The following is a 20,649-nucleotide window of genomic DNA, read 5'->3' on the forward strand; positions in this document are numbered from 1 at the left end:
AACAGAAGCGAGTGACGGCGGACTGACGGGCCCGCCGCCCCGCTTCCGGCACAAGCATCACATGCCACCGCCATAGAGATCGGGCGAAACACCGCCTAAGGATGAAGCGCTGTCCGCGGCCGGCCTGCCCACCACCATGCAATCGGTCGTCAGAAGCAGCGATGCAACAGAGACCGCGTTCTGCAACGCGGTGCGCGCGACCTTGACCGGGTCGACAATGCCGGCCGCAAACATATCGCCGTACTCGGCGTGTGCCGCGTCGTATCCATACGAACCGTTCGACGCGGCGACTGCATGCACGACCGCGGGGCCGTCCGCGCCGGCGTTCTCCGCGATCTGGCGCAGCGGTGCGGCGAGTGCATTGAAGACGATCTTTGCCCCCGTATCTTGCATCTCCGTGTTGCTGCTGGACTCGAGAAGCACGCAACGGGCGCGCAATAGCGCGACGCCGCCGCCCGGTACGATCCCTTCCTCGACGGCCGCCCGGGTCGCATGCAATGCATCCTCGAAGCGGTTCTTGCGCTCATGGAGCGCGGCCTCAGTTGCGGCGCCAACCTTTATCACGGCGACTCCGCCCGCGAGCTTCGCAAGCCGGCCTGCCAGCGCATCGCGTTCGCGTCCCGCGCCGAGCGTCTCCAGTTGTTGCTTCAGACTGGCGATCCGCCCGTCGATGCCCTTGCGCTCCCCGCCGCCGGCGACGATCGTGGTCGTATCCCGCGTAATCTCGACGCGCCGCGCGGAGCCCAGATCGTCTAGCGTCGCATGTTCGACGGTGCGTCCCGTCTGCGGCGAAATGACCGTAGCACCAGTCAGAGCGGCCAGATCGGCGAGTTGTCCGGAACGTCCCTCACCGAATCCGGGTGAGCGGATCGCACAGCACTTCAGCGTGCCGCGCAGGTGATTGACGACCAGCGTGGCCAGCGCTTCGCCTTCGACTTCGTTGGCGACCAGGAGAAGCGGCTTACCGATGCCGATGATTGCCTCGAGCACGGGCAACCGATGCGAGACAGCCGTAATCGTCGTGTCGCACAGCAGGATGCGCGGCTCTTCCAGCACGAGCTCGCGGTTCTGCGCTTCGACGAACAGGGGCGAGAGGTAGCCGCGCTCGATCAGGGAACCATCAACGATCTCGAGTTCATCGTCGAGCTTCGAGCCGTCCTCGATGCTGATTGCCCCGTCCTTGTGGACACGCTCGACCGCCTGCGCTACCAGCGCGCCGATACTTCCGTCTCCGCTAGCCGAGATAGTCGCTATCTGGCGCATCTCCTCGATGGTGGAGCAAGGCCGCGCCAGGCGATGCAGTTCTTCGACGACGCTTTTGCCGGCCGCTTCGATCGCACGCTTCAGTGCCATTGGGTCGTAGCCTGCGGTCACGCATTTCATGCCTTCGATCATCATCGCCTGGGCAAGGGTGGTCGCGGTGGTCGTGCCGTCGCCGGCCACTTCACTCGTCTTTGTCGCCACCTCGCGCAAGAGTTGCGCGCCCATCGCCTCGAAAGGATCCTGCAATTCGATGGACCGGGCCACGACCACACCCGAATTTGCAATCAGCGGCGGCCCTCCAGGACGTTCGACAATCACGTTGCGCCCGCCTGGGCCGAGGGTAACCTTGACTGCTTCCGCTAATGCGTTGACACCGTCAAGCAGCAAGTGCCTCGCACTCTGATGAAAGACCAGCGACTTGGCCGACACAATTCACCTCCAGATGGGAAACGGGGCTCGCGCGATATGCGAACGCCAGGCACTGGGCGGCAGCGTTGACCCAGGGTCGTGCGCCGCCGGATGCCCCGATTGCGTAGAGCTCAGGAAGCTCTTATTCCACACCTCTGCATGACGTGAAGCGTTGATGTGTGTCAATCCACCTTAGCTGAGACCGTCCACGGAAGTCGCACCCTCGGGCTATCGCAGAGCGGACGTGACTTTTCCATCCATCCGGCTCCCCTTGCCCGTCGTCCAGCGCCGGAATTTAGCGAGCGAACAGGCCCGACGGCTGATGTTTCATGTTGACCACGGGGCTCGCGCGCCCGCTTCAATTTATCGCTTGGGCGTCTGTATTCCGCGAGCAGGTCAGGCTGCCGAGGTTGTTGCTCATGCCCGCGCCGAAACTGCGGTTGTCATTGAAACCGGTTGTCGATTTGCTGAATCCGTATAGTGCAGTAGCCCGGAAATCCAGTCGGGTAAACCACTTCTTGATCCGGACAGGTCACGAGATTCTGTCGCGCCCTAGAGAACGCCGACATCGATGATCTTTCGTCATCGCGATCGGCGATGGTGCCTTTCCAAAAGACCACGAACGAGCCGGCGTGCCTGATGCATGATGCCTCCACACCAGAATCAATTGCGAAACCGCATGACCGTGTCAACCATGGTCGACAAATTGACGGAGTGAGACGAAGCAATGCAACTCGACCAAGCCATGAGTGGTCCGCGAACCCTTTACGACAAGATCTGGGACGCTCACCGGGTCATGAGGCGTGACGATGGACAGGACCTGCTGTTCATAGACAGGCATTTCGTCCACGACGTCACTGCTCAGTCGTTCGACATGTTGCGTGAGCGTGGACTCAAACCGCGCTCTCCCGAGCGTATCTTCGGCACGGCTGATCACTACGTTTCCAGCACGGCGAACGATCTCGCGTCCGTGGCAGATCCCGAGCGGCGAGGCATGATCACGGCTTTGCAACGTGATGCCGCGGAGTCGCGCATCACGCTGTTCGACATGGATGACTCGCGGCGCGGAATCGTCCACGTCGTTGGACCGGAGCAGGGCCTGAGTCTGCCCGGCATGACCGTCGTCTGCGCCGACAGCCACACGTCGACCCACGGCGCGCTCGGCGCGCTGGCGTTCGGCATCGGCGCAACCGAAGTGGCGCACGTGCTCGCCACACAATGCCTGTGGCAGCGCAAATCGAGCAACATGCGCGTCATCCTCGACGGAAGGCCGGGGCAGGGCGTGACCGCCAAAGACCTGATTCTTGCCGTGATTGCGCGGATTGGCGTGGCTGGCGCGGCAGGCCACGTGATCGAGTACGCCGGCCCGGCTATCGCGGGTTTATCGGTGGAAGGACGGTTGACGCTGTGCAACATGACTATCGAGGCGGGCGGCCGTGCCGGAATGATCGCTCCCGACGACACCACTTTCGCTTATCTGTCCGGCCGTCCTTACGCCCCCACAGGCGAGCAGTGGGATCGGGCGATGGCGCGCTGGCACGAACTGTTTACCGACGCAGGCGCGGTGTTCGATCGCGAGGTGAATATCGACGTGGCGGATATCGCGCCCATGGTGACATGGGGAACCACGCCCGAATACGCATGCGCAATCGACCGCCGGGTGCCCGATCCTGCGGAGCAGGCCGACCCTGATCTTCGTGCGTCGATGTTGCGGGCTCTCGACTACATGGGACTGAAGCCTCACGAGGCGCTGGAAGGCGTGGCGATCGATAGAGTGTTTATCGGCTCGTGCACCAACGGGCGGATTGAGGATCTGCGCGGCGCGGCCGAGGTCGCGCGCGGTCGCCGCGTTGCACCCGGCGTCGAGGCATGGGTGGTGCCCGGTTCGCACCAGGTACGCGCGCAGGCCGAAGCCGAAGGGTTGGACCACGTGTTCAGGGAGGCCGGTTTTGAGTGGCGCTTCCCCGGCTGTTCCATGTGCCTCGCAACCAACGGCGATATCGCCGCCCCTGGCCAGCGCTGTGCCTCGACCTCAAACCGTAATTTTGTGGGACGTCAGGGGCCGGGCGTGCGCACGCACCTGATGAGCCCGTCCATGGCCGCCGCCGCCGCGGTGACGGGTCGTTTGACGGACGTGCGCCGCCTCATGGGAGTCTGAACATGGACAGCCTGAACTACCTTGACTCAGCCGCGGTGCCGATTGCCGCCATCAACTGCGATACCGACCAGATACTGCCGGCACGCTTTCTCCAGAAACCCCGTTCCGACGATTTCGGTCAATTTCTGTTCCGTGCGCTGCGCTTCGACCAGGACGGTGCGGAGCGGCCGGACTTTGTGCTCAACCAGACGCCTTACCGGGAGTCCCGCATCGTCGTAGCGAACCACAATTTCGGTTGCGGCTCTTCGCGGGAGCACGCTGTCTGGGCGCTGCATGACTACGGGTTCCGCGCCGCGATCTCGTCGAGCTTCGGCGACATCTTTTTCATCAACTGTTTGAAAAACGGGCTGCTGCCCATCGTGTTGCCCGAGGCCGTGGTTTTGCCACTGCTGGACACCTTGCTGGCCAGTCCGGGTAGCCGCATTGCCATCGACGTGCCCGCACAGACCGCGACGTTGCCCGACGGCTCTATTCATGCCTTCGAGATGGAGCCCTTCGCGAAACAGTGTCTGGTGCGCGGCATGGACGAGATCGACTACACACTGTCGCATCAGGATCGCATTGACGCGTTCGAGCGCAACCATGCCCAGGCTTATTGAAGGCGCACTCATACGGATAGCAACCAAGGAGAAGTTCAAATGAAGATTGCAGTCATGCCGGGTGACGGTATCGGCACGGAGGTGGTGGCGCAGGCTGTCAAGGTACTGCGGATCGTGGCGCCTCATGCCGAGACTCAGGAGGCGCCCGTGGGCGAGGCGGGCATTCAGGCCCATGGTGTGCCGCTTCCCGAATCCACTCTGGCGTTGGCGCGCAAAGCCGATGCGATCCTGTTCGGCGCGGTGGGAGTGGCCGACGAGGCCGATATCCCGCGTGAACGTCGCCCCGGCACGGGATTGCTGCAGTTGCGCGAAGCGCTGACGCTATATGCCAACTTCCGGCCTGCCTACATGTTCCCGGAACTGATCGGCGCTTCGACCTTGCGGCCAGAGGTCGTCGATGGGCTGGATCTCGTCATCGTGCGTGAATTGAATGGCGACGCTTATTTCGGCCAACCCCGAGGGTTCGAAACCAACCAGGCAGGGGAGCGCGTGGGTTTCAACACAATGCGCTATTCGGAATCGGAGGTCGAACGGGTTGCGCGTGCTGCCTTCGAGAGCGCTCGACGCCGCAGCCGCAAGTTGTGCTCGGTGGACAAGGCGAATGTGCTGGAGGCGAGCCAGTTATGGCGCGAAGTGGTCACGCGCGTCGGGCGCGATGACTACCCGGATGTCGAACTGAGCCATCTCTTTGTGGATGCCGCCGCGATGATGCTCATGCGTCGACCCAAGCAGTTCGACGTGATCGTCACGGGCAACCTGTTTGGAGACATTCTCTCGGATGCCGCGGCCATGTTGACGGGTTCGATCGGCATGCTGCCTTCAGCATCGCTGGGCTATAACCGAACGGGCTTGTACGAGCCTGTGCACGGCTCGGCGCCGGACATTGCAGGCAAGGATATCGCCAATCCCCTCGCCGCGATCCTGTCGCTGGCGATGATGCTGCGCGAGAGCTTCGAGATGGAAGATGCCGCGAGGCGCGTCGAGCAGGCCGTGCGTGCAGTGCTGGCCGCCGGCTATCGAACTGCCGACATCCATCAGGAGGGCACGCAATCCGTGGGTACCCGAGACATGGGCGATGCGGTGGTCGAGGCACTGCGCAAGCAGGCAGCGTAAGCGCATCGCGCAGCAGGACGAAAGCCGGCAGCACGAGGATCGGGAGCATGAGGAGCCGATGATCCTCGGCAGTTCTCAGCATCAAAGGAATCGGGGACGTGAAGACCCCGGTCCGTCCTCGGCGGCATGTCGCACCCAAATATCCCCTGAAAGGGAGGAGACAACCATGAAGCTGAAATTTGCCATCGCGCTTTGTGCCGCGTTCGAGCTTGGCTGCGGTTCTGTCGCGGCCGTGGCCAAGGACGTGCCTGAAAAACCCGAACTTCACATTGCGGCGGCCTCCGTCGGCATCACCTATCTGCCCATGCTGGTCGCCATGCAACGCGGCTACTTCAAGGACGAGGGGCTGGATGTGCACATCGCTGCCTTCTCCGGTGGGTCCAAAACATTGGAGGCGTTGTTGGGTGGGAGTTCCGACATGGTGGCGGGCGCCTATTCGAACACCATCACGATGGCTACCAAGGGGCAGCACCTCGTAGTGATCGCAGCGCAGGTCATTTGTCCAGGCTGGATCTTTGGCGTGTCCCAGAAGCGCCAGGCCGAAGTCAAGTCGACGAAGGATCTGAAGGGTATGCGTATCGGCGTGAGTGCGCCGGGCTCAAGCACACACATGGCACTGAACTACATCCTGCACAAGGCAGGCCTTCAGCCCTCGGACGTATCCATCATCGGTGTCGGCCAGGCTGCGGGAGCGGTGGCGGCAGTGAGGGCGGGCCAGATCGATGCGCTGATCGTCAATGATCCGAGCGCCACGATCCTGACCAAAGACGGCAGCCTCAAACCGTTGGAGAACATGCGCACCGCGGAGGGTAACGTCAAGGTGTTCGGCTCGGATTACCCCGAATCGAGCCTGTTCGCGACTCGGGATTTCATCAACAGGAATCCGAAGACGGTACAGGCGGTCGCCAATGCGATCGTGCGCGCGGAGAAATGGATCGCCAAAGCCACGCCCCAGCAGGTCGCGGACAATGTGCCGCCCGAGTATCTGGGCGAGAACAAGGCACTGTATGCAGATGCCTTCACGAACAGCCGCCGTTGCATCGCACAGAACGGGGAGGTCACAGTCAAAGGCGCACAGACCGTGCGTGATGTGCTGTCGGCGTTCGACCCGACTGTGGCGTCGACCAAAATCGATCTCACGTCGACCTACGACAACCGGTTTGTCGAGAAAGCGGCGGAGATCCAGCCATGAGTACCGCACCGTGCACTATCACTCCAGAGCATGGCCAGAGGGCAATGCGTGAGGCTTTGCGCTTTGACAATGTGACCTGCACCTTCGCCGGCAATGGCAAGAACGCTCAGACCTACACGGCCGTTTCCGGCGGGAATTTGACGATCGGCGACGGCGAGTTCGTCTCGATAGTCGGCCCCACGGGCTGTGGCAAGTCCACGTTGCTGAACGTGGCGGCCGGGCTCACCCGGCCTTCGTCGGGCAGTTTGAGCGTGTTCGGCGAGAAACTGAGCAATGGCCTGAACAAGCAAGCTGCCTACCTGTTCCAGGTCGACGCACTCATGCCCTGGAAGACGGCCGAAGAGAACATCGCGGTGGGCCTCATCTTCCGTGGCACGCCCCGCGATGAGGCGCTCAAGGTGGCGCACGAGTGGATCGAGCGGGTGGGTTTGCAAGGCCATGGCAAAAAGTATCCGCACCAGATGTCGGGCGGCATGCGCAAACGTGCCGGCCTCGCGCAGGCCCTGGCGCTCAATCCACGCATCATTCTGATGGACGAACCCTTCAGCGCGCTGGACATTCAGACCCGGCACCTGATGGAAAACGAACTGCTGCGCCTGTGGTCGCGCGACCGCAAGTCCGTGATGTTCGTGACTCACGATCTGGAGGAGGCTATCTCCTTATCGGACCGCGTCATCGTGCTGTCGGCAGGGCCGGGTACGCGGCCTATCGCCGAGTTTGAAATCGACCTTGTGCGTCCACGCGAAATGTCGGAAATCCGCATGACGCAGCGTTTCCTGCAACTGCACACCCAGATCTGGGACGTGCTTCGAGGGGAGGTTCTGAAAAGCTATGCGCGCAATCGTGTTTGACCCAAACAATCGCGTTGTCGTTCTTGTCACGCGGCTCGCACTTCTGTGCGGCGTTCTGTTCTTGTGGTGGATCGGCACCAGTCAGAAATGGTTGTCGCCTTTCTTCTTCGGCGATCCGTTGGGTGTTGTGCGTCGCATCGTCGAATGGACTGTGACCGGCTCGGTGTTTCGCCACCTGTACACGACGCTGCTCGAAACCATGCTGGCGTTCGCCATCGGGACGGTGTCCGGTCTGGCGTGCGGTCTGTGGCTCGCGCTCAATCCGTTTCTCGCGGTCGTGTTCGATCCATTTATAAAGGCCATGAATTCCATGCCGCGCCTGATCTTTGCGCCGATCTTCGCACTTTGGTTTGGCCTCGGCATTTGGTCCAAGGTGGCGCTGGGCGTGACACTCGTCTTCTTCGTGGTTTTCTTCAATGTCTTTCAGGGTGTGCGCGAGGTCAGCCCCGCGGTGTTGTCCAACACCCGCATGCTGGGCGCCAATGCGCGTCAGCTGATGCGGCACGTGTATCTGCCTTCGGCGACGAGCTGGGTGTTCTCAAGCCTGCACAACGCGATTGGTATCGCGTTTGTCGGAAGCGTGGTCGGTGAGTATCTGGGCTCGGAGAAGGGCGTAGGGTATCTGATTCTGCTGGCGGAGGGCGTGTTCGACATCAACTCGGTGATCGCCGGCATTCTTGTGTTGACCTTATTTGCACTGCTGCTCGATACAGCGGTATCCGTCGTCGAGGACTATCTGCTGCGCTGGCGGCCTGTCGCCGGGCAGACCGTGGCCGCGAGCGCATGAGCGTGCGGGCCGCGATCGACAATCCAACATCAAGGAAACTATCTTGCAGACCAATGCAATCAACCTGAAGGAACGCGTCGCCGTCGTGACCGGCGGCGCACAAGGCATCGGCCTGGAGGTCGGCCGCCGGCTGCTGGCTTCTGGCGCGCGCCTCGTGATCTGGGATATCAATGCCGAGGGCCTTGAGCGGACCCGTACTGAACTGGGACGCTCCGATGTTCACGTCGAACCCGTTGATATCGCCGACTATGCCAGCGTCGAAGCTGCCGTCTCGGGTACGCTGAAAGCGGCGGGACGCATCGATATCCTGATCAATAACGCAGCGATCGTCGGCCCCAATGCGACCTTGGCCGAGTATCCCGTCGACCTCTGGAAGCAGGTGATCGACATCGACGTCAACGGCACCTTCCACTGTTGCCGCGCCGTGGTGCCCGCGATGATCCGGCAGAACTACGGCCGCATCGTGAATCTGGCTTCTGTCGCTGGCAAGGAAGGCAACCCGAACGCCGCGGCGTACAGCTCGGCCAAGGCTGCCGTGATTGCCATGACCAAGTCGCTCGGAAAGGAATTGGCGAGCCACGACATCGCGGTCAACTGCGTGACGCCCGCGGTGGCGCGTACACCAGGCGCGATGGAACAGTCGCCCGAGCATATCCGCTACATGCTGGGCAAGATTCCGCGTGGCCGTTTTCTCGAACTCAATGAAGCGGCCGCAATGATTGCCTGGCTTGTCAGTGAAGAGAATTCATTTACCACGGCCTCGGTCTTTGATCTGTCTGGCGGTCGCGCGACCTATTGAAGGGAACACCAAAAATGAAGCTGTTACGCTACGGTCCGCCCGGCGAGGAGAAGCCGGGCCTGCTCGACGCCGATGGAGACTTGCGAGACTTGTCGGGCCATGTGGCCGACATCTCCGGCGACACTCTGCTGCCCGCCAGTCTGGCCCGCCTGAAAGCGCTCGACGTCGCTTCGCTGCCGCGCGTGGAAGGCAATCCGCGCCTCGGCCCATGCGTGGGCGGTACGCGAAAGTTCATCTGCATCGGGCTGAACTACTCCGACCATGCCGCCGAGACGGGCGGCGCGATACCGCCGGAACCCATCGTCTTTATGAAGGCTGTCAGCGCGATCGTAGGTCCGGGCGATGCCATCGAGATCCCGCGCAACGCCCTCAAGACGGATTGGGAGGTCGAACTGGGTGTTGTCATCGGCAAGCCCGCGAAGTACGTGAGCGAGAGCAATGCGATGAATCACGTGGCCGGCTACTGCGTGATCAATGACGTGTCTGAGCGCGCGTTTCAGGCGGAGCGCCAGGGGCAGTGGACCAAGGGCAAGTCGGCCGACACCTTCGGTCCGACGGGCCCGTGGCTGGTGACTTCAGACGAAGTGCGCGATCCGCAAGCACTGCCCATGTGGCTGGAGGTGAATGGCCACCGCTACCAGAACGGTACTACGGCGACCATGATTTACGGCGTGCGTTACCTTGTAGCCTACCTGTCGCAGTTCATGTCGTTGCAGCCGGGCGATATCATATCCACCGGCACGCCGCCGGGCGTTGGGTTGGGACAGAAGCCGCCCGTGTATCTGAAACCGGGTGACGTGGTGACGCTCGGCATCGACGGCCTGGGTCAGCAACGCCAGAACGTCGTACAGGGCTAGAGAATCGCCGCCAAGCCGATCTGGACAACAAGGAGACAACATCGTGCTAACGATCAGGCGCCTGCTGTTGCCGATACTAGCCGCCTGCCTCGCGCTGACGAGCCACTCGGGCGCGAGCGCAGCCCCGGCGCCGGCGCCAGAGAAACCAACACTTCACCTGGCTGCCGCCGGCGTTGGCTTTCCCTATTTGCCCTTCGTCATCGCGCAAAGCCGGGGCTATTTCAAGCAGGCGGGGCTGGACGTGGACATTGGCGTATTTAGCGGCGGCGCGAAGGCGTTGCAGGCAATGTTGGGCGGCAGCGCCGACATGGTCGCGGGTGCTTATTCCAACACGATCACGATGGCGGCTAAGGGACAGAAATTGGTCTCGTTCGTGACGCTGGCTTCTTGCCCGGGCTGGGTGTTCGGCGTGACGCGGGCCAGCCATGACAAGGTCAAGACCTATGCGGATCTTAAGGGAATGCGCATCGGCGTAAGCTCGCCCGGTTCGAGCTTCCACATGGGCGTCAATTATCTGCTGAACAGGGCCGGCCTCAAAACGGGGGATGTCTCGATCGTCGGCGTGGGTTCGTCTGCCGGCGCGATTGCCGCGGCACGCAGCGGGCAGATCGATGCATTGATGAGCAACGACCCGGTCGCGACCGTACTGCAGGGCAGCGGCGATCTCTTTCCGCTGGCCGTGATGCGTGACCCCGCCGGAACCCGTGCGACGCTAGGCGGCGACTACCCGGAAGCGTCTGTCTACACCACGAGCGAGTTCGCGGCCAGGTATCCCAATACGGTGCAAGCCGTGACGAACGCTGTCCTCGCGGCCGAGCGCTGGATGGCGCAGGCCACGCCTGAGCAGGTGGCCGAAGCAGTCCCCGCCCAATATGCTCTCGCCGACAGGACTGTGTTCGCTCGAGCCTACGGCAACATGCAGAATTGCATTTCGCGCGACGGACTGATGACGGACGCCGCAGCGCATACCGTGCGCGATGTGCTTGCTGCCTTCGATCCCGACATCGGCAAGGCCTCGATCGACCTGAAAGCCACGTATGACAATCATTTCGTCGAAAATGCCAGCAAGCACTGACTTGCACGGAGGTCAATGATGGAGAGCGGCATCCATATCGTGGCTGAAGGGCTCAAGTTTCCCGAAGGACCCGTGGCGATGGCCGATGGCTCAATCGTGCTGGTCGAAATCGAGCGCGAGACCATCAGCCGCGTGACGCCCGAGGGCACGGTCAGCGTATTGAAGGAGGTGGGCGGCGGCCCCAACGGCCTGGCCTTGGGGCCGGATGGGGCGTTCTACATCTGCAATAACGGAGGTTTCCTGTTCCGTACCGTTGCCGGTCTGAATCGCACCAAACCAGGCGTACACCCGCGTTATACCAGCGGGCGCATCGAGCGTTTCGACCCACGGACCGGGGATCTGAAGACTTTGTACGACCACTGTGGTGAATACCCGCTACGCGGTCCCAACGACATCGTGTTTGACCACGACGGCGGCTTCTACTTCACCGACTTCGGCAAGAACCGGCTACGCGAGCGCGATCACGCAGGTCTCTATTACGGACGAGCTGACGGATCAATCATCGTTGAAGTAGCCTACCCGCTCACGACGGCCAACGGCGTTGGCCTGTCGCCTGACGATCGTGTCGTGTACGTGGCGGAGACCGAGACCGCGCGCTTATGGGCGTTCGATCTCGAGGCGCCCGGCAGGGCGCGCAGGCATCCTTATCCTTCTCCGCACGGCGGTCGCCTGATTTGCGGATTACCGGGCTACCAACGTTTTGACAGCCTGGCCGTGGACGAGGAGGGAAACATCTGCGTGGCGACGCTGGTCACGGGCTGCATCACAGTGGTGGCGCCCTCCGGTGAGGTACTGCGACAAGTGACGGTGCCCGATGGCATGGTGACCAACATCTGCTTTGGCGGCGCCGACATGAAGACCGCTTACGTTACGCTGTCGGGCACGGGGCGCCTCGCGACCTTGAACTGGCCGCAAGCGGGGTTGAGACTGGCTTACTCCTGACGGCTACGTGCGAGCAAGTGCTTGAGGAAGAGCTGCACCGGTGCGGGGAGCGTTTCGGCCTCGCGCACGCAGATTTTCCAGTGTCGTTCGGCCCAGACTTCGTCGAGCTGCACGGCGACCAAGGGCCCCGAGCTCACATAGCGGCGGGCATGATGTTCAGGCACGAGCCCGATGCCAAGCCGCGCTTCGACCATGCTGCGCACGGGCTCGAAACCATTTACCCTGATCGACAGCTTGAGCGGGTGGTCGAGATCCGCCGCCGCGCGCAAGACGAGCGAATTCAGATAGCTGCCAGCTTGCGGTCCCACTAGTGGGTACTGGGCCATCTCGCGAAACTTCACCTTGTCTGCATGGCTGAGTGGATGATCGGGCGGCATGATCACCACCAGCCGGTCGCTGTGGTATGGAAATACCTGCAGGCCGGCAGCCACCGTCGTGCCGCCGAACACGCCAATGTCGGCTGTGTTCTCCGCGACCGCGCGGACCACGGCTGGGCTCAAACTTTCCTGCAGGTCAATACGCAGTCCCGGGTGGAGTGCCAGGAAGTCGCGAATGTCGTTGGCAATGTACTGGACAATGGTCGAAAGGCTCGCATGTAGCCGGATCTGTCCGCGCACGCCTTCGGCATGGTCGAGCAGTTCACTTTCCATTTGTTTGACATCGCGCAGCAGCACGCGGGCGTGCTGCAAGAGGGCGGTAGCCGCGATCGTCAACCCGAGTCCTTTGTTGCTCCGCACAAAGAGGGCGGTCTTGAGGGTGTCCTCGAGATGAGACATGCGCTTGCTGAGCGCCGAAGGCGCGATGTTTTCGGCTTCTGCCGCGCGAGCAATACTGCCGTGCTCGCAGACGGCAACGAATAGTTTCAGCGACTGGAAATCAAAACGCATTGAGTCTCCCGAGGCGCGGTCTTCTCGTCGCACCGCACTTTCTTGTGGCGGAAAGAAAGTATGCACGGGGGCGGCCGTGAGCGCAAAATTTAAACCGCGCGCGCCATCCTCACCTCACCGCAGCGTAGTGTAGCGACTCTCAGCAGCGTGTCGAGGGTACAAGTCCGCTGAATGCGCACGCCGCGGTTCGGAACGGCGACTGAATGGATGGTTGTTCAACCTGCAGGCACCGCCGACGTTCAATAAGCAAACGTCGGCCATGACCGACTTCCTTCCGTCGGGTATTTAGGGCTTTTCGCGAATCGTGAAGACAGCGGCGGTTTGCATGAAAAACAACGTGCATCTGGACCGGCGCGGTTCGAGGGCCGGCTCGACGCCGGGCCCACTGGCCTCGGCGCGCCAGTCGAGCGCGACCCGACAAGCCTCACCCTTCATGAGCCTCCGAAGCGAGTACGGCAACGCCGTCAGCCGCCCGTACACCCTGGCCCGCTGGCAGCACGAAGAGCGGATTGATTTCTGCTTCGACAATACGCCCGCCAAGCCGCACCGCCATTCGCGCAAACGCGACGATTGCCGTCACCAGGGCATCGATATCAGCGCGTGGCCGTCCGCGATAGCCGTCAAGCAGCGGCCACGTTTTCAGTTCGCGAATCATCTGGTGTGCGTCGTCGCGCGACAGCGGCGCGTCGGCAGAGAGGAGCCGCATGGTCGTGTCCTTGAACAATTCCGCTGTGACGCCGCCCATGCCGAGGAGCAATGCGGTGCCCAACGGGTCCCGATGAAGGCCGAGAAGCAGTTCCGTTCCGCCGGCCACCATCTCCTGAACGAGAAATGCATGCGCGGACAAGCCGGTTGCGGTTTCAACGTCGTCCCGCATGCGGTCCAGGCGCGCCCCGATGCTGTCAGCCGTGACCCCAACCGCTACGCCTCCGACATCGCTCTTGTGGGTGATCGTGTTCGACAGCAGTTTAAGCACGACTTTGTTCCCCAGTTCGCGTGCGGCGCTCTCGGCCTCGTTCGCGTTCGTGACGACAAACTCGCGTACCGCTGTCACATCGAAGCGGGCAAAAAGCGCTTTGGCCTGCGCTTCGTTTAATGATCCGGCCGGAAGATCGCTTACGTCGACTTGCGCTTCAGCGTGTCGTTCGTTCCCACTCAGGGTGTGTGGCAGGTACTGGCCGTGCTGCCACATGGCCGCAAGTGCGCTCGTCACGCTTTCGGGCGACACAAACGCCGGTACTCCCTGTTCGTTGAGCAAGCGCGTGATCTCCGGCGCGTGTGGACTCACAAACGCCATCACCGGTTTGTCACTCCCGGGCAGCGAATCGCGGATTGCGCCAGCCATCAGGTCAGGCATCGCGAGGCCCGACGATCCCACGATCACCACGATTGCGTCGTAAGCCGGACTGTCGAGTAGCGCGCCGATCGCACCACGCAGGAGGGCCGGTTCCAGACCCGCGAGCGTCACATCGATCGGATTGCGGTCGAGTACCGCATGGTCGCCGCTCTGGAGTGCGCGCAGCTTTGCGGCCGTCGCCTCATCGGGAGGCGGAGTCTCAAAGTCAGACATACCGAGGCTATCGGTGACGAGCGTGCCCGCTCCGCCAGTCGAGGTCAGTATTGCCACCCGCCGCCCGCCAAGCCTGCGCCCCGTCGCGAGTGCGTGAGGAATGTCGAGCAAGTCGGAGAACGTCTGGGCGCGAATCACGCCGACGTTGCTAAAAAGCGCGTCGTACATGCGGTCGGAACCCGCCAGCGCGCCGGTATGCGAGACCGCCGAGCGCGCGCCTGATTCCGAGCGCCCGATCTTGAACACCACGACCGGCTTGCCTGCTGCCGCCGCCCGTAACGCCGCGCGCCGGAATCGGTCCGGATGACGCAGTCCTTCCATGTAGAGCGCGATAACAGAGGTCGAATCGTCGTCAACCAGATAATCGACAAAATCCGCCATGTCGAGATCCGCTTCATTGCTCGTCGACACCAGCTTTGACAAGCCGATGCCGCGTGCCGCCGCTCGCGACAACAGCGAACCAAGAATCCCGCCGCTTTGTGATACCACGCCGATCCCGCCGACTGTGAAAGCGTCGGTCTCCAGCGCTCCGCTGGCCGAGAGCGTGATGCGGTCAGTGAGGTTGACGAGTCCGATCGTATTGGGACCGAGCAACCGCATAGACCCTGCTGCCTCGATCAATTGCGCCTGACGCCTCGCACCTTCCTCGCCGATTTCTGCATAGCCGCTCGCCAGCACGATTGCAGCGCTCGTCCCGCGGCTCGCCAGATCCCGCACCGCAAGGTGGGCGCGCTCCGCGCCGAGCAGCACGATTCCGACATCGGGTGCATGCGGCAACGACGCTACGTCGGGATAGCAGGGCAAGCCATCGATCGAGTCGTAACGCGGGTTGACAGGGTAGATGTCGCCGTCGAAGCCGTGCTTCCTGAGGTAAGCCACCGGGCGGCCTGAAGTCTTGGCTGCGTCCGCCGATGCGCCGATCACCGCTACGCTCGTCGGGCGCATCAACTTTGAGATTGCGTTCATGCCGGTCTCCTTCGTGCTCAGCTGGTTTTGTTCAGGAATGCGAGCACCGAGTCGCGATGTTCACTGCTTGTGTAGCAGACGGCCTGTGCCTGGCTGCCTTGTGCAAACACCTGATGCGCGGACAGCTCGTAGCTCTGATTGAGGATGCTCTTGCCGAGCGCGAGTGCCGTGGTCGAACCCTGGCTCAATTCGGCGGCCCAGGCGTGGGCGTCGGCGATGAGCGAATCCGGCTCGCTCAGGCGATCCGCGATGCCGATTTCGAGCGCTTCCTTTGCATCTACCTTGCGGCCGCTGAAGATCAGTTCCTTCGCCCGCGCGAGGCCGACTCGCCGCGGCAAAAAGTACATGCCGCCACCGTCGGGAATCAGCCCGCGTTTGATGTAGCTCCACGTGAAGCTTGCTTCCTGCGACGCGACGATGAAGTCACAGGAGAGCGCCATATCGGCACCCAGGCCCGCCGCTGCGCCGTTGACTGCCGCGATGGTCGGTTTGGGCATCGAGTAAAGCAGATTGACCGTGTGATGAACGAGCTGCTGGCGTGACCAGCCATTGAACGCAACTTCGCCCGCTGGGGCTTCCATGCGCTGCGCCATGCCGCTGACGTCGCCGCCCGCGCAGAATCCCTTGCCGTTGCCGATCAACACTACGGCGCGCACGTCACGGTCACGCGACACGGTCTCCAGCACCGCGATCAGTTCGGTGCGCATTTCGTTGGTAATGGCGTTGCGCTTTTCAGGACGATTCAGCGCGATCGTGGCGACCCGCGAGGTGATGGTGACTTGGACGGTGGAGGTGCTCATGCGTGTCTCGATGGTTGAATTGGAGTCGACTGACAAGGTCAATCTGCCAATGCAGCTTAGCCTCAGCGGCCGCCAGAGACACCCCGTCAATTCCACTCTATGGAACGAAGGCGCAGTCAGCCGAGGGGCGGAGCAATTCCACTGGATGGAATTGGCGGATTGTCATCAACCATTCGGCACCGATAATGGATTCCAACGCAGGACACTTGCCATGACGAACCTGCGACCGAATACAGCCTGGAGACATGATGCACGCAGCCCGTTCCAATCCCATCGACGTCAGCGCGGTCGCGCAACCGCGGACAGAGGCCCTCTACCGGAAAGTCACCTGGCGGCTGCTGCCGTTCCTCTTCATCTGTTACGTCTTCGCCTATCTGGATCGCGCCAATATCGGCTTTGCGCATCTGCAGTTCTCGCGTGACATCGGTCTTTCCGACGCCGCATTCGGTTTGGGCGTAGGACTCTTCTACGTCGGTTACATGGTCTTTGAGGTGCCGAGCAACCTGTGGCTCGCGCGAGTCGGCGTGAGAAAAACGCTCATGCGAATCATGGCGCTATGGGGCATCGTTTCGGCGGGCACAGCGTTCGTGCAAACGCCGACCCAGTTCTACATCGCGCGCGTATTGCTGGGCGCAGCGGAAGCAGGATTTTTCCCCGGCGTGATTCTCTATTTCACCTACTGGTTTCCGGCCGTGCGCCGGGCGCGCGTCACGTCCATCTTCATGACGGCGATCTGCGTATCCGGCATCATCAGTGGGCCGGTGTCGGGATGGATTCTCAATAGCATGTCGGGCTTACTCGGCTATAACGGCTGGCAATGGCTGTTTCTTCTCGAAGGACTCCCGTCGGTGATCGCCGGTGTCTTTGCCTATGTGTATCTGACGGACCGGCCCGAGCAGGCAACCTGGCTCTTGGATGACGAGAAGGCTCTCTTGCTGGCAGAGCTTGATCGCGACGCGCAGACGAAGGCCGCTCGCGCTCATGGTTCGATCTGGGTTGCGTTGAAGGAGCCAAAGTTCTATTTCCTGACGTTCGCCTATTTCAGCGTACCGTGGGCGAGCATCGTCGTGCATATCTGGGCGCCGAGCGTAATCCAGAAAAGCGGCGTGTCGAACTACTGGCACATTGGGCTTCTCTCCGCGATTCCCTATGTGGTCGGCGCAGTGGTGATGTATCTGCTTGGCCGCAACTCGGATCGTATGCTGGAGCGGCGGTGGCACTTTATGGCAAGCGCATTGATGGCCGCGCTGGGCGTCGTGCTTCTGCCGGCGGCGGCGAATCACGCAGCGATTCTGGTGGCACTGCTTTGCGTGGCGACGGCCGGTTATCTGGGCATGCTGTCGCTGTTCTGGACGATGCCACCCGCGTATCTGTCGAGCTCGGTCGCAGCAAGCGGCATTGGCCTCGTTAGCAGCCTCGGGCAGTTCGGCGGGATTTCGGCGCCCTCGGTGATCGGTTACGCATCGACGCACTTCGGTAGCAGCGCCGTGGGCCTCTACGCGGTTGCAGTCGTCTCCATTCTTGGCGGTCTTGCCGTGGTACTCGGTATTCCAGCGCGCGCGATCAGCGAACGCCGGGAATGAACGGGACGCTTGCAGTCTTCAGCCTTCCTGCCGCGCGCATGCGGCCTTAATGTCGTCGCGTAGACGCAGCAGGGGCGCCCCCAGTTCGCTTACAACGCTATCTTTTGACGCCGCCGTGCGGACGCTAAAGTTGAGCACCAGCAAACGGTGTCCGGGAATGGCGAGCGGCGTCGCCAGCGCGATGACTTCCGGCTGCCAACTTGTAGCGCAGAAGCCGCTTCGGCGCACATCATCTACGGCGTCAGTGATTTCGCGCGCGAGGCGTTCCCAGCCGCTGCGTTTGCGCCGCCTGAAGGCGTCCATCAGGGCGGTGAATTCCGCCTGCGGCAGCGCCGCGAGATACGCGCGGCCGAGCGAGGTCAGTTCCATCGGTACGCGTTGTCCCGAGACGATCGTACGCAGCGAGGCTCGCTGGTTATAACGAATGGACTCGAGATAGACCATCTCTTCCCGGTCGGCGCCCGCGATTCCGACATTGATGCGCCTTGCTTGGGCAGTATCGCGAATGAGCGGCCCTGCGGCATTCAGCACTGTGGACCCGCTGCGCAACGCCTGCGCCAGACTGAGAACGGGTAAGCCCAGTCTGTACGCCCGGCGTGCCGCATCGTGCTCGAGATAACCCGCCTCCACGAGCGTTCGCGTCAGGCGGCTTACCGTTGCTTTCGGCAGGCCCGTGCGTTCCGCGAGTTCCCCGTTGCCGAGAAGCGTCGCACCGGGGCCGAACGCGCGCAGCAACTCGAGCCCGCGTTCGAGCGATCGATTCGACGGGGTCGCGTTCGATTCCGGTTGTTGATGGTCGTGGTTCGCCATAGACAGTGAATTTGCCGAGCTTCGCGTGAAAGGATCGATTATCGATGTATGTCAGTACATGCGGCGAGATTCGACACCCGAAAAAACCGGAGATCAACTAAAAAAGAGTAATCCGATGGTCAATGAGAATGCAAGGCTGCGCCACGGTTGGTACGAAATGAGGACGCGCTGACGGTGTGCGACAATGACTCGGCGCGATTCAAACTGGTACCGAGTAAAGCTTTTGCAAGGTGAAACTTTGTCTGATAGGCCCAAGGAACCGAACCGGCGCATGGATGACATCTCCCTATGCGCCGCCATGATCAGGCTCGATGAGAGCAAGAACTTGATCGTCACTGCCTGCAACGCCCCATTCTTTAAATTGACGGGCGGAGCGGACGCAGATAGACAGACTTTTCCCATTCCATTCGATGCACTGGTTACGGAATCCGCGCCGCCCGGATTTCGCGAGAAACTGCTCGCGTGCTTTGCGTCCAGCCGACCACAGGAGCCGGAGCAGACTCACGACGTCCGCGAAGGTGGACATTGGTGGCGTCTCACGCTTAAGCCGATCAGGCATGGAAACGACGGTGGGAGCGTGCGCGAGATTCTGGTGACTGGTTTCGACATGGCGGCGAAGATCAACTCGACACCGGAACCGGAAGCTAATGCCTCGCGTTATCGTGCCCTGGTCGACCTGGCCTATGACGCGATCGTGACAATGGACGACCAGCACAACATCACGCTGTTCAATCGCGCGGCGGAGAATCTCTTTGGCTATTCGGCGGCCGAGGTGCTCGGGCGGCCCATAGTGACCCTGTTGCCCGAAAAGTTTCGCGCGCATCATCCGCGGAAGGTGCAGCAGTTCTCGGACTCGTATCAGCCGGGCCTGCGGCAGGCAACCGCGCCGCGCATGGACCAGAGCAACAGTGTGTACGGCCAGCATCGCGACGGATCGGTAATACCGGTCGAAATCGCGGTTTCCAGAATCGACTTGAACGGTGGGACCGAGTTCATGGCGGTCGTCCGCGACATCACCGATCGCGCCCGACTAATGGATCTGCTGAAAAAGCAGGCCGCGACTGACGCGCTGACCGGTCTGCCGAATCGTCGCGAGTTTCTGGAATTCGTGGAGAAAGTGCTTGGCACCGGCGACGCTTTGTCGGTGTTCATTCTCGACATTGATTTCTTCAAGGAGATCAACGATCAACATGGGCACGACGCCGGCGATGAGGTCTTACGCGTGCTCGCGAAGGTCGGCGCTTCGATGACGGACGGGGCGGGCTTGTTCGCCCGCTGGGGCGGCGAGGAGTTTGTCGCGGCCCTGCCTGGCGCCGGCGCGGATCTCGCGCATGTGATCGCGGAAGAACTACGGCAGCGCTATGAACGACAGGACTTCGAGCACCAGTGGCCTCATAAGCCGATTCCATTCACCGTTAGCATTGGCGTGGTCACACGTGAAGCAGGAGAGGTCGACGTTGACGCGTTGATGAAGCGCGCGGACCGTGCGCTTTATCGGGCGAAGAGATCTGGCCGTAATCGCGTCGAAGTTGGATAGATGTCGCGCCCGTGATGGTCGTCGAAAACGGGGGCGCCTGGTGAAGCCAATGCGTTATCAATGTTGCCCTGCGGGCAGGCCAGCGACCTGCGACGTCAAATATCCTGGCACGTACCGGCGACTGCATCTCATGAGGATGGTGCCATGGACGGTTCTGAACTCCTGCTGGCCAAGCGACAACTGGCGGCCGCGGCGCAAATTCTCGCTACGGCCGGTCCGCCGGACCGGCGCGCAAGCGCGCTCCAGCTGCTCGAACTTTTTCGACGGGACGATCAGTCTGGCGCCGTTTCGCATAGGGTTGCGAGATCCAACGACGAGCTATTTGCTCGTACTGCCCACGCCGCCTTAACCATGGCTGGACGCAACGAGTTTGCCGCGGCGCATGCTCTTCTCGAACAGGCCAGGTCAATTTTGACCGACGCATGAAATCAGCAGGGGCCAGTGTCGGCAGG

At 61.9% G+C, this 20,649-nt stretch carries 18 protein-coding genes and 1 pseudogene; 14 read left to right on the forward strand and 5 right to left on the reverse strand.

The features are described 5' to 3' along the window. Positions 1–57 precede the first annotated feature (57 nt). Positions 58–1,692: a chaperonin GroEL gene (gene groL / locus CJU94_RS35330; protein WP_095423276.1), complete on the reverse strand. Its 1,635-nt coding sequence runs from the start codon at positions 1,690–1,692 to the stop codon at positions 58–60. A gap of 706 nt (positions 1,693–2,398) precedes the next feature. Between groL and leuC the strand changes: the two genes are divergently transcribed. The 10 genes from leuC to CJU94_RS35380 all read left to right on the forward strand — a co-directional run bounded on the left by leuC (position 2,399) and on the right by CJU94_RS35380 (position 12,044). Next, positions 2,399–3,829, forward strand: coding sequence for a 3-isopropylmalate dehydratase large subunit (leuC, locus tag CJU94_RS35335; RefSeq protein WP_095423277.1), 1,431 nt, complete (start codon positions 2,399–2,401; stop codon positions 3,827–3,829). A 2-nt stretch (positions 3,830–3,831) separates the two neighbouring features. Beyond that, complete coding sequence (gene leuD, locus CJU94_RS35340; protein ID WP_095423278.1) at positions 3,832–4,428, forward strand: 3-isopropylmalate dehydratase small subunit; 597 nt, start codon at positions 3,832–3,834, stop codon at positions 4,426–4,428. Positions 4,429–4,467: 39 nt separating this feature from the next. After that, entirely contained in the window at positions 4,468–5,541 is a 1,074-nt protein-coding gene (gene leuB, locus CJU94_RS35345) for a 3-isopropylmalate dehydrogenase (protein WP_095423279.1), read from the forward strand. A 166-nt stretch (positions 5,542–5,707) separates the two neighbouring features. Continuing rightward, the gene (locus CJU94_RS35350; protein WP_095423280.1) at positions 5,708–6,733 is read left to right on the forward strand and encodes an ABC transporter substrate-binding protein; all 1,026 of its coding nucleotides are present in this window, start codon (positions 5,708–5,710) and stop codon (positions 6,731–6,733) included. After that, positions 6,730–7,584 carry an ABC transporter ATP-binding protein gene (locus CJU94_RS35355; RefSeq protein WP_095423281.1) on the forward strand — a complete coding sequence of 285 codons (855 nt, stop codon included), beginning with the start codon at positions 6,730–6,732 and terminating at the stop codon, positions 7,582–7,584. Before CJU94_RS35350 ends, CJU94_RS35355 begins: the two co-directional genes overlap by 4 nt. Then, positions 7,565–8,371 (forward strand): ABC transporter permease, encoded by an 807-nt coding sequence (locus tag CJU94_RS35360; RefSeq protein WP_095423282.1) that lies wholly within the window; start codon positions 7,565–7,567, stop codon positions 8,369–8,371. Before CJU94_RS35355 ends, CJU94_RS35360 begins: the two co-directional genes overlap by 20 nt. Positions 8,372–8,414: 43 nt before the next feature. Continuing rightward, a complete protein-coding gene (locus tag CJU94_RS35365; protein WP_095423283.1) occupies positions 8,415–9,170 on the forward strand; it encodes an SDR family NAD(P)-dependent oxidoreductase in 756 nt (251 codons plus the stop codon). A 14-nt stretch (positions 9,171–9,184) separates the two neighbouring features. Beyond that, positions 9,185–10,027 (forward strand): fumarylacetoacetate hydrolase family protein, encoded by an 843-nt coding sequence (locus tag CJU94_RS35370; RefSeq protein ID WP_095423284.1) that lies wholly within the window; start codon positions 9,185–9,187, stop codon positions 10,025–10,027. Positions 10,028–10,070: 43 nt separating this feature from the next. Beyond that, positions 10,071–11,102, forward strand: a complete 1,032-nt coding sequence (locus tag CJU94_RS35375) for an ABC transporter substrate-binding protein (protein ID WP_095423285.1) — start codon at positions 10,071–10,073, stop codon at positions 11,100–11,102. Positions 11,103–11,120: 18 nt separating this feature from the next. Next, on the forward strand, positions 11,121–12,044 hold the full coding sequence (locus CJU94_RS35380) for an SMP-30/gluconolactonase/LRE family protein (RefSeq protein WP_095423286.1): 924 nt from the start codon (positions 11,121–11,123) through the stop codon (positions 12,042–12,044). Here CJU94_RS35380 and CJU94_RS35385 read toward each other — a convergent pair. The 3 genes from CJU94_RS35385 to CJU94_RS35395 form a co-directional block, all read right to left on the reverse strand. Further along, the gene (locus tag CJU94_RS35385; protein WP_095423287.1) at positions 12,035–12,931 is read right to left on the reverse strand and encodes a LysR family transcriptional regulator; all 897 of its coding nucleotides are present in this window, start codon (positions 12,929–12,931) and stop codon (positions 12,035–12,037) included. The genes CJU94_RS35380 and CJU94_RS35385 overlap by 10 nt on opposite strands. Before the next feature lie 424 nt (positions 12,932–13,355). Continuing rightward, positions 13,356–15,467, reverse strand: a complete 2,112-nt coding sequence (locus tag CJU94_RS35390; RefSeq protein WP_095423288.1) for an acetate--CoA ligase family protein — start codon at positions 15,465–15,467, stop codon at positions 13,356–13,358. A 17-nt stretch (positions 15,468–15,484) separates the two neighbouring features. Beyond that, entirely contained in the window at positions 15,485–16,267 is a 783-nt protein-coding gene (locus CJU94_RS35395; protein WP_095423289.1) for an enoyl-CoA hydratase/isomerase family protein, read from the reverse strand. Between the two features lie 245 nt (positions 16,268–16,512). On the opposite strand from CJU94_RS35395, the gene CJU94_RS35400 reads away from it, so the two are divergent. After that, complete coding sequence (locus CJU94_RS35400) at positions 16,513–17,850, forward strand: MFS transporter (protein WP_425272239.1); 1,338 nt, start codon at positions 16,513–16,515, stop codon at positions 17,848–17,850. 18 nt (positions 17,851–17,868) lie between these two features. Here the strand turns inward: CJU94_RS35400 and CJU94_RS35405 are convergent, their stop codons facing one another. Then, a complete protein-coding gene (locus tag CJU94_RS35405; RefSeq protein ID WP_095423290.1) occupies positions 17,869–18,660 on the reverse strand; it encodes an IclR family transcriptional regulator in 792 nt (263 codons plus the stop codon). Between the two features lie 238 nt (positions 18,661–18,898). Between CJU94_RS35405 and CJU94_RS35410 the strand changes: the two genes are divergently transcribed. From CJU94_RS35410 to CJU94_RS35415, 3 genes and pseudogenes are all read left to right on the forward strand, one after another. Further along, positions 18,899–20,197 carry a sensor domain-containing diguanylate cyclase gene (locus CJU94_RS35410; RefSeq protein ID WP_425272247.1) on the forward strand — a complete coding sequence of 433 codons (1,299 nt, stop codon included), beginning with the start codon at positions 18,899–18,901 and terminating at the stop codon, positions 20,195–20,197. Positions 20,198–20,202: 5 nt separating this feature from the next. Next, a pseudogene (locus CJU94_RS42640) lies at positions 20,203–20,312 on the forward strand (SOS response-associated peptidase family protein); the annotation flags it as partial. A 29-nt stretch (positions 20,313–20,341) separates the two neighbouring features. Further along, on the forward strand, positions 20,342–20,623 hold the full coding sequence (locus CJU94_RS35415) for a hypothetical protein (RefSeq protein WP_095423292.1): 282 nt from the start codon (positions 20,342–20,344) through the stop codon (positions 20,621–20,623). Positions 20,624–20,649: the final 26 nt, after the last annotated feature.

Source organism: Paraburkholderia aromaticivorans (assembly GCF_002278075.1).
GTDB lineage: Bacteria > Pseudomonadota > Gammaproteobacteria > Burkholderiales > Burkholderiaceae > Paraburkholderia > Paraburkholderia aromaticivorans.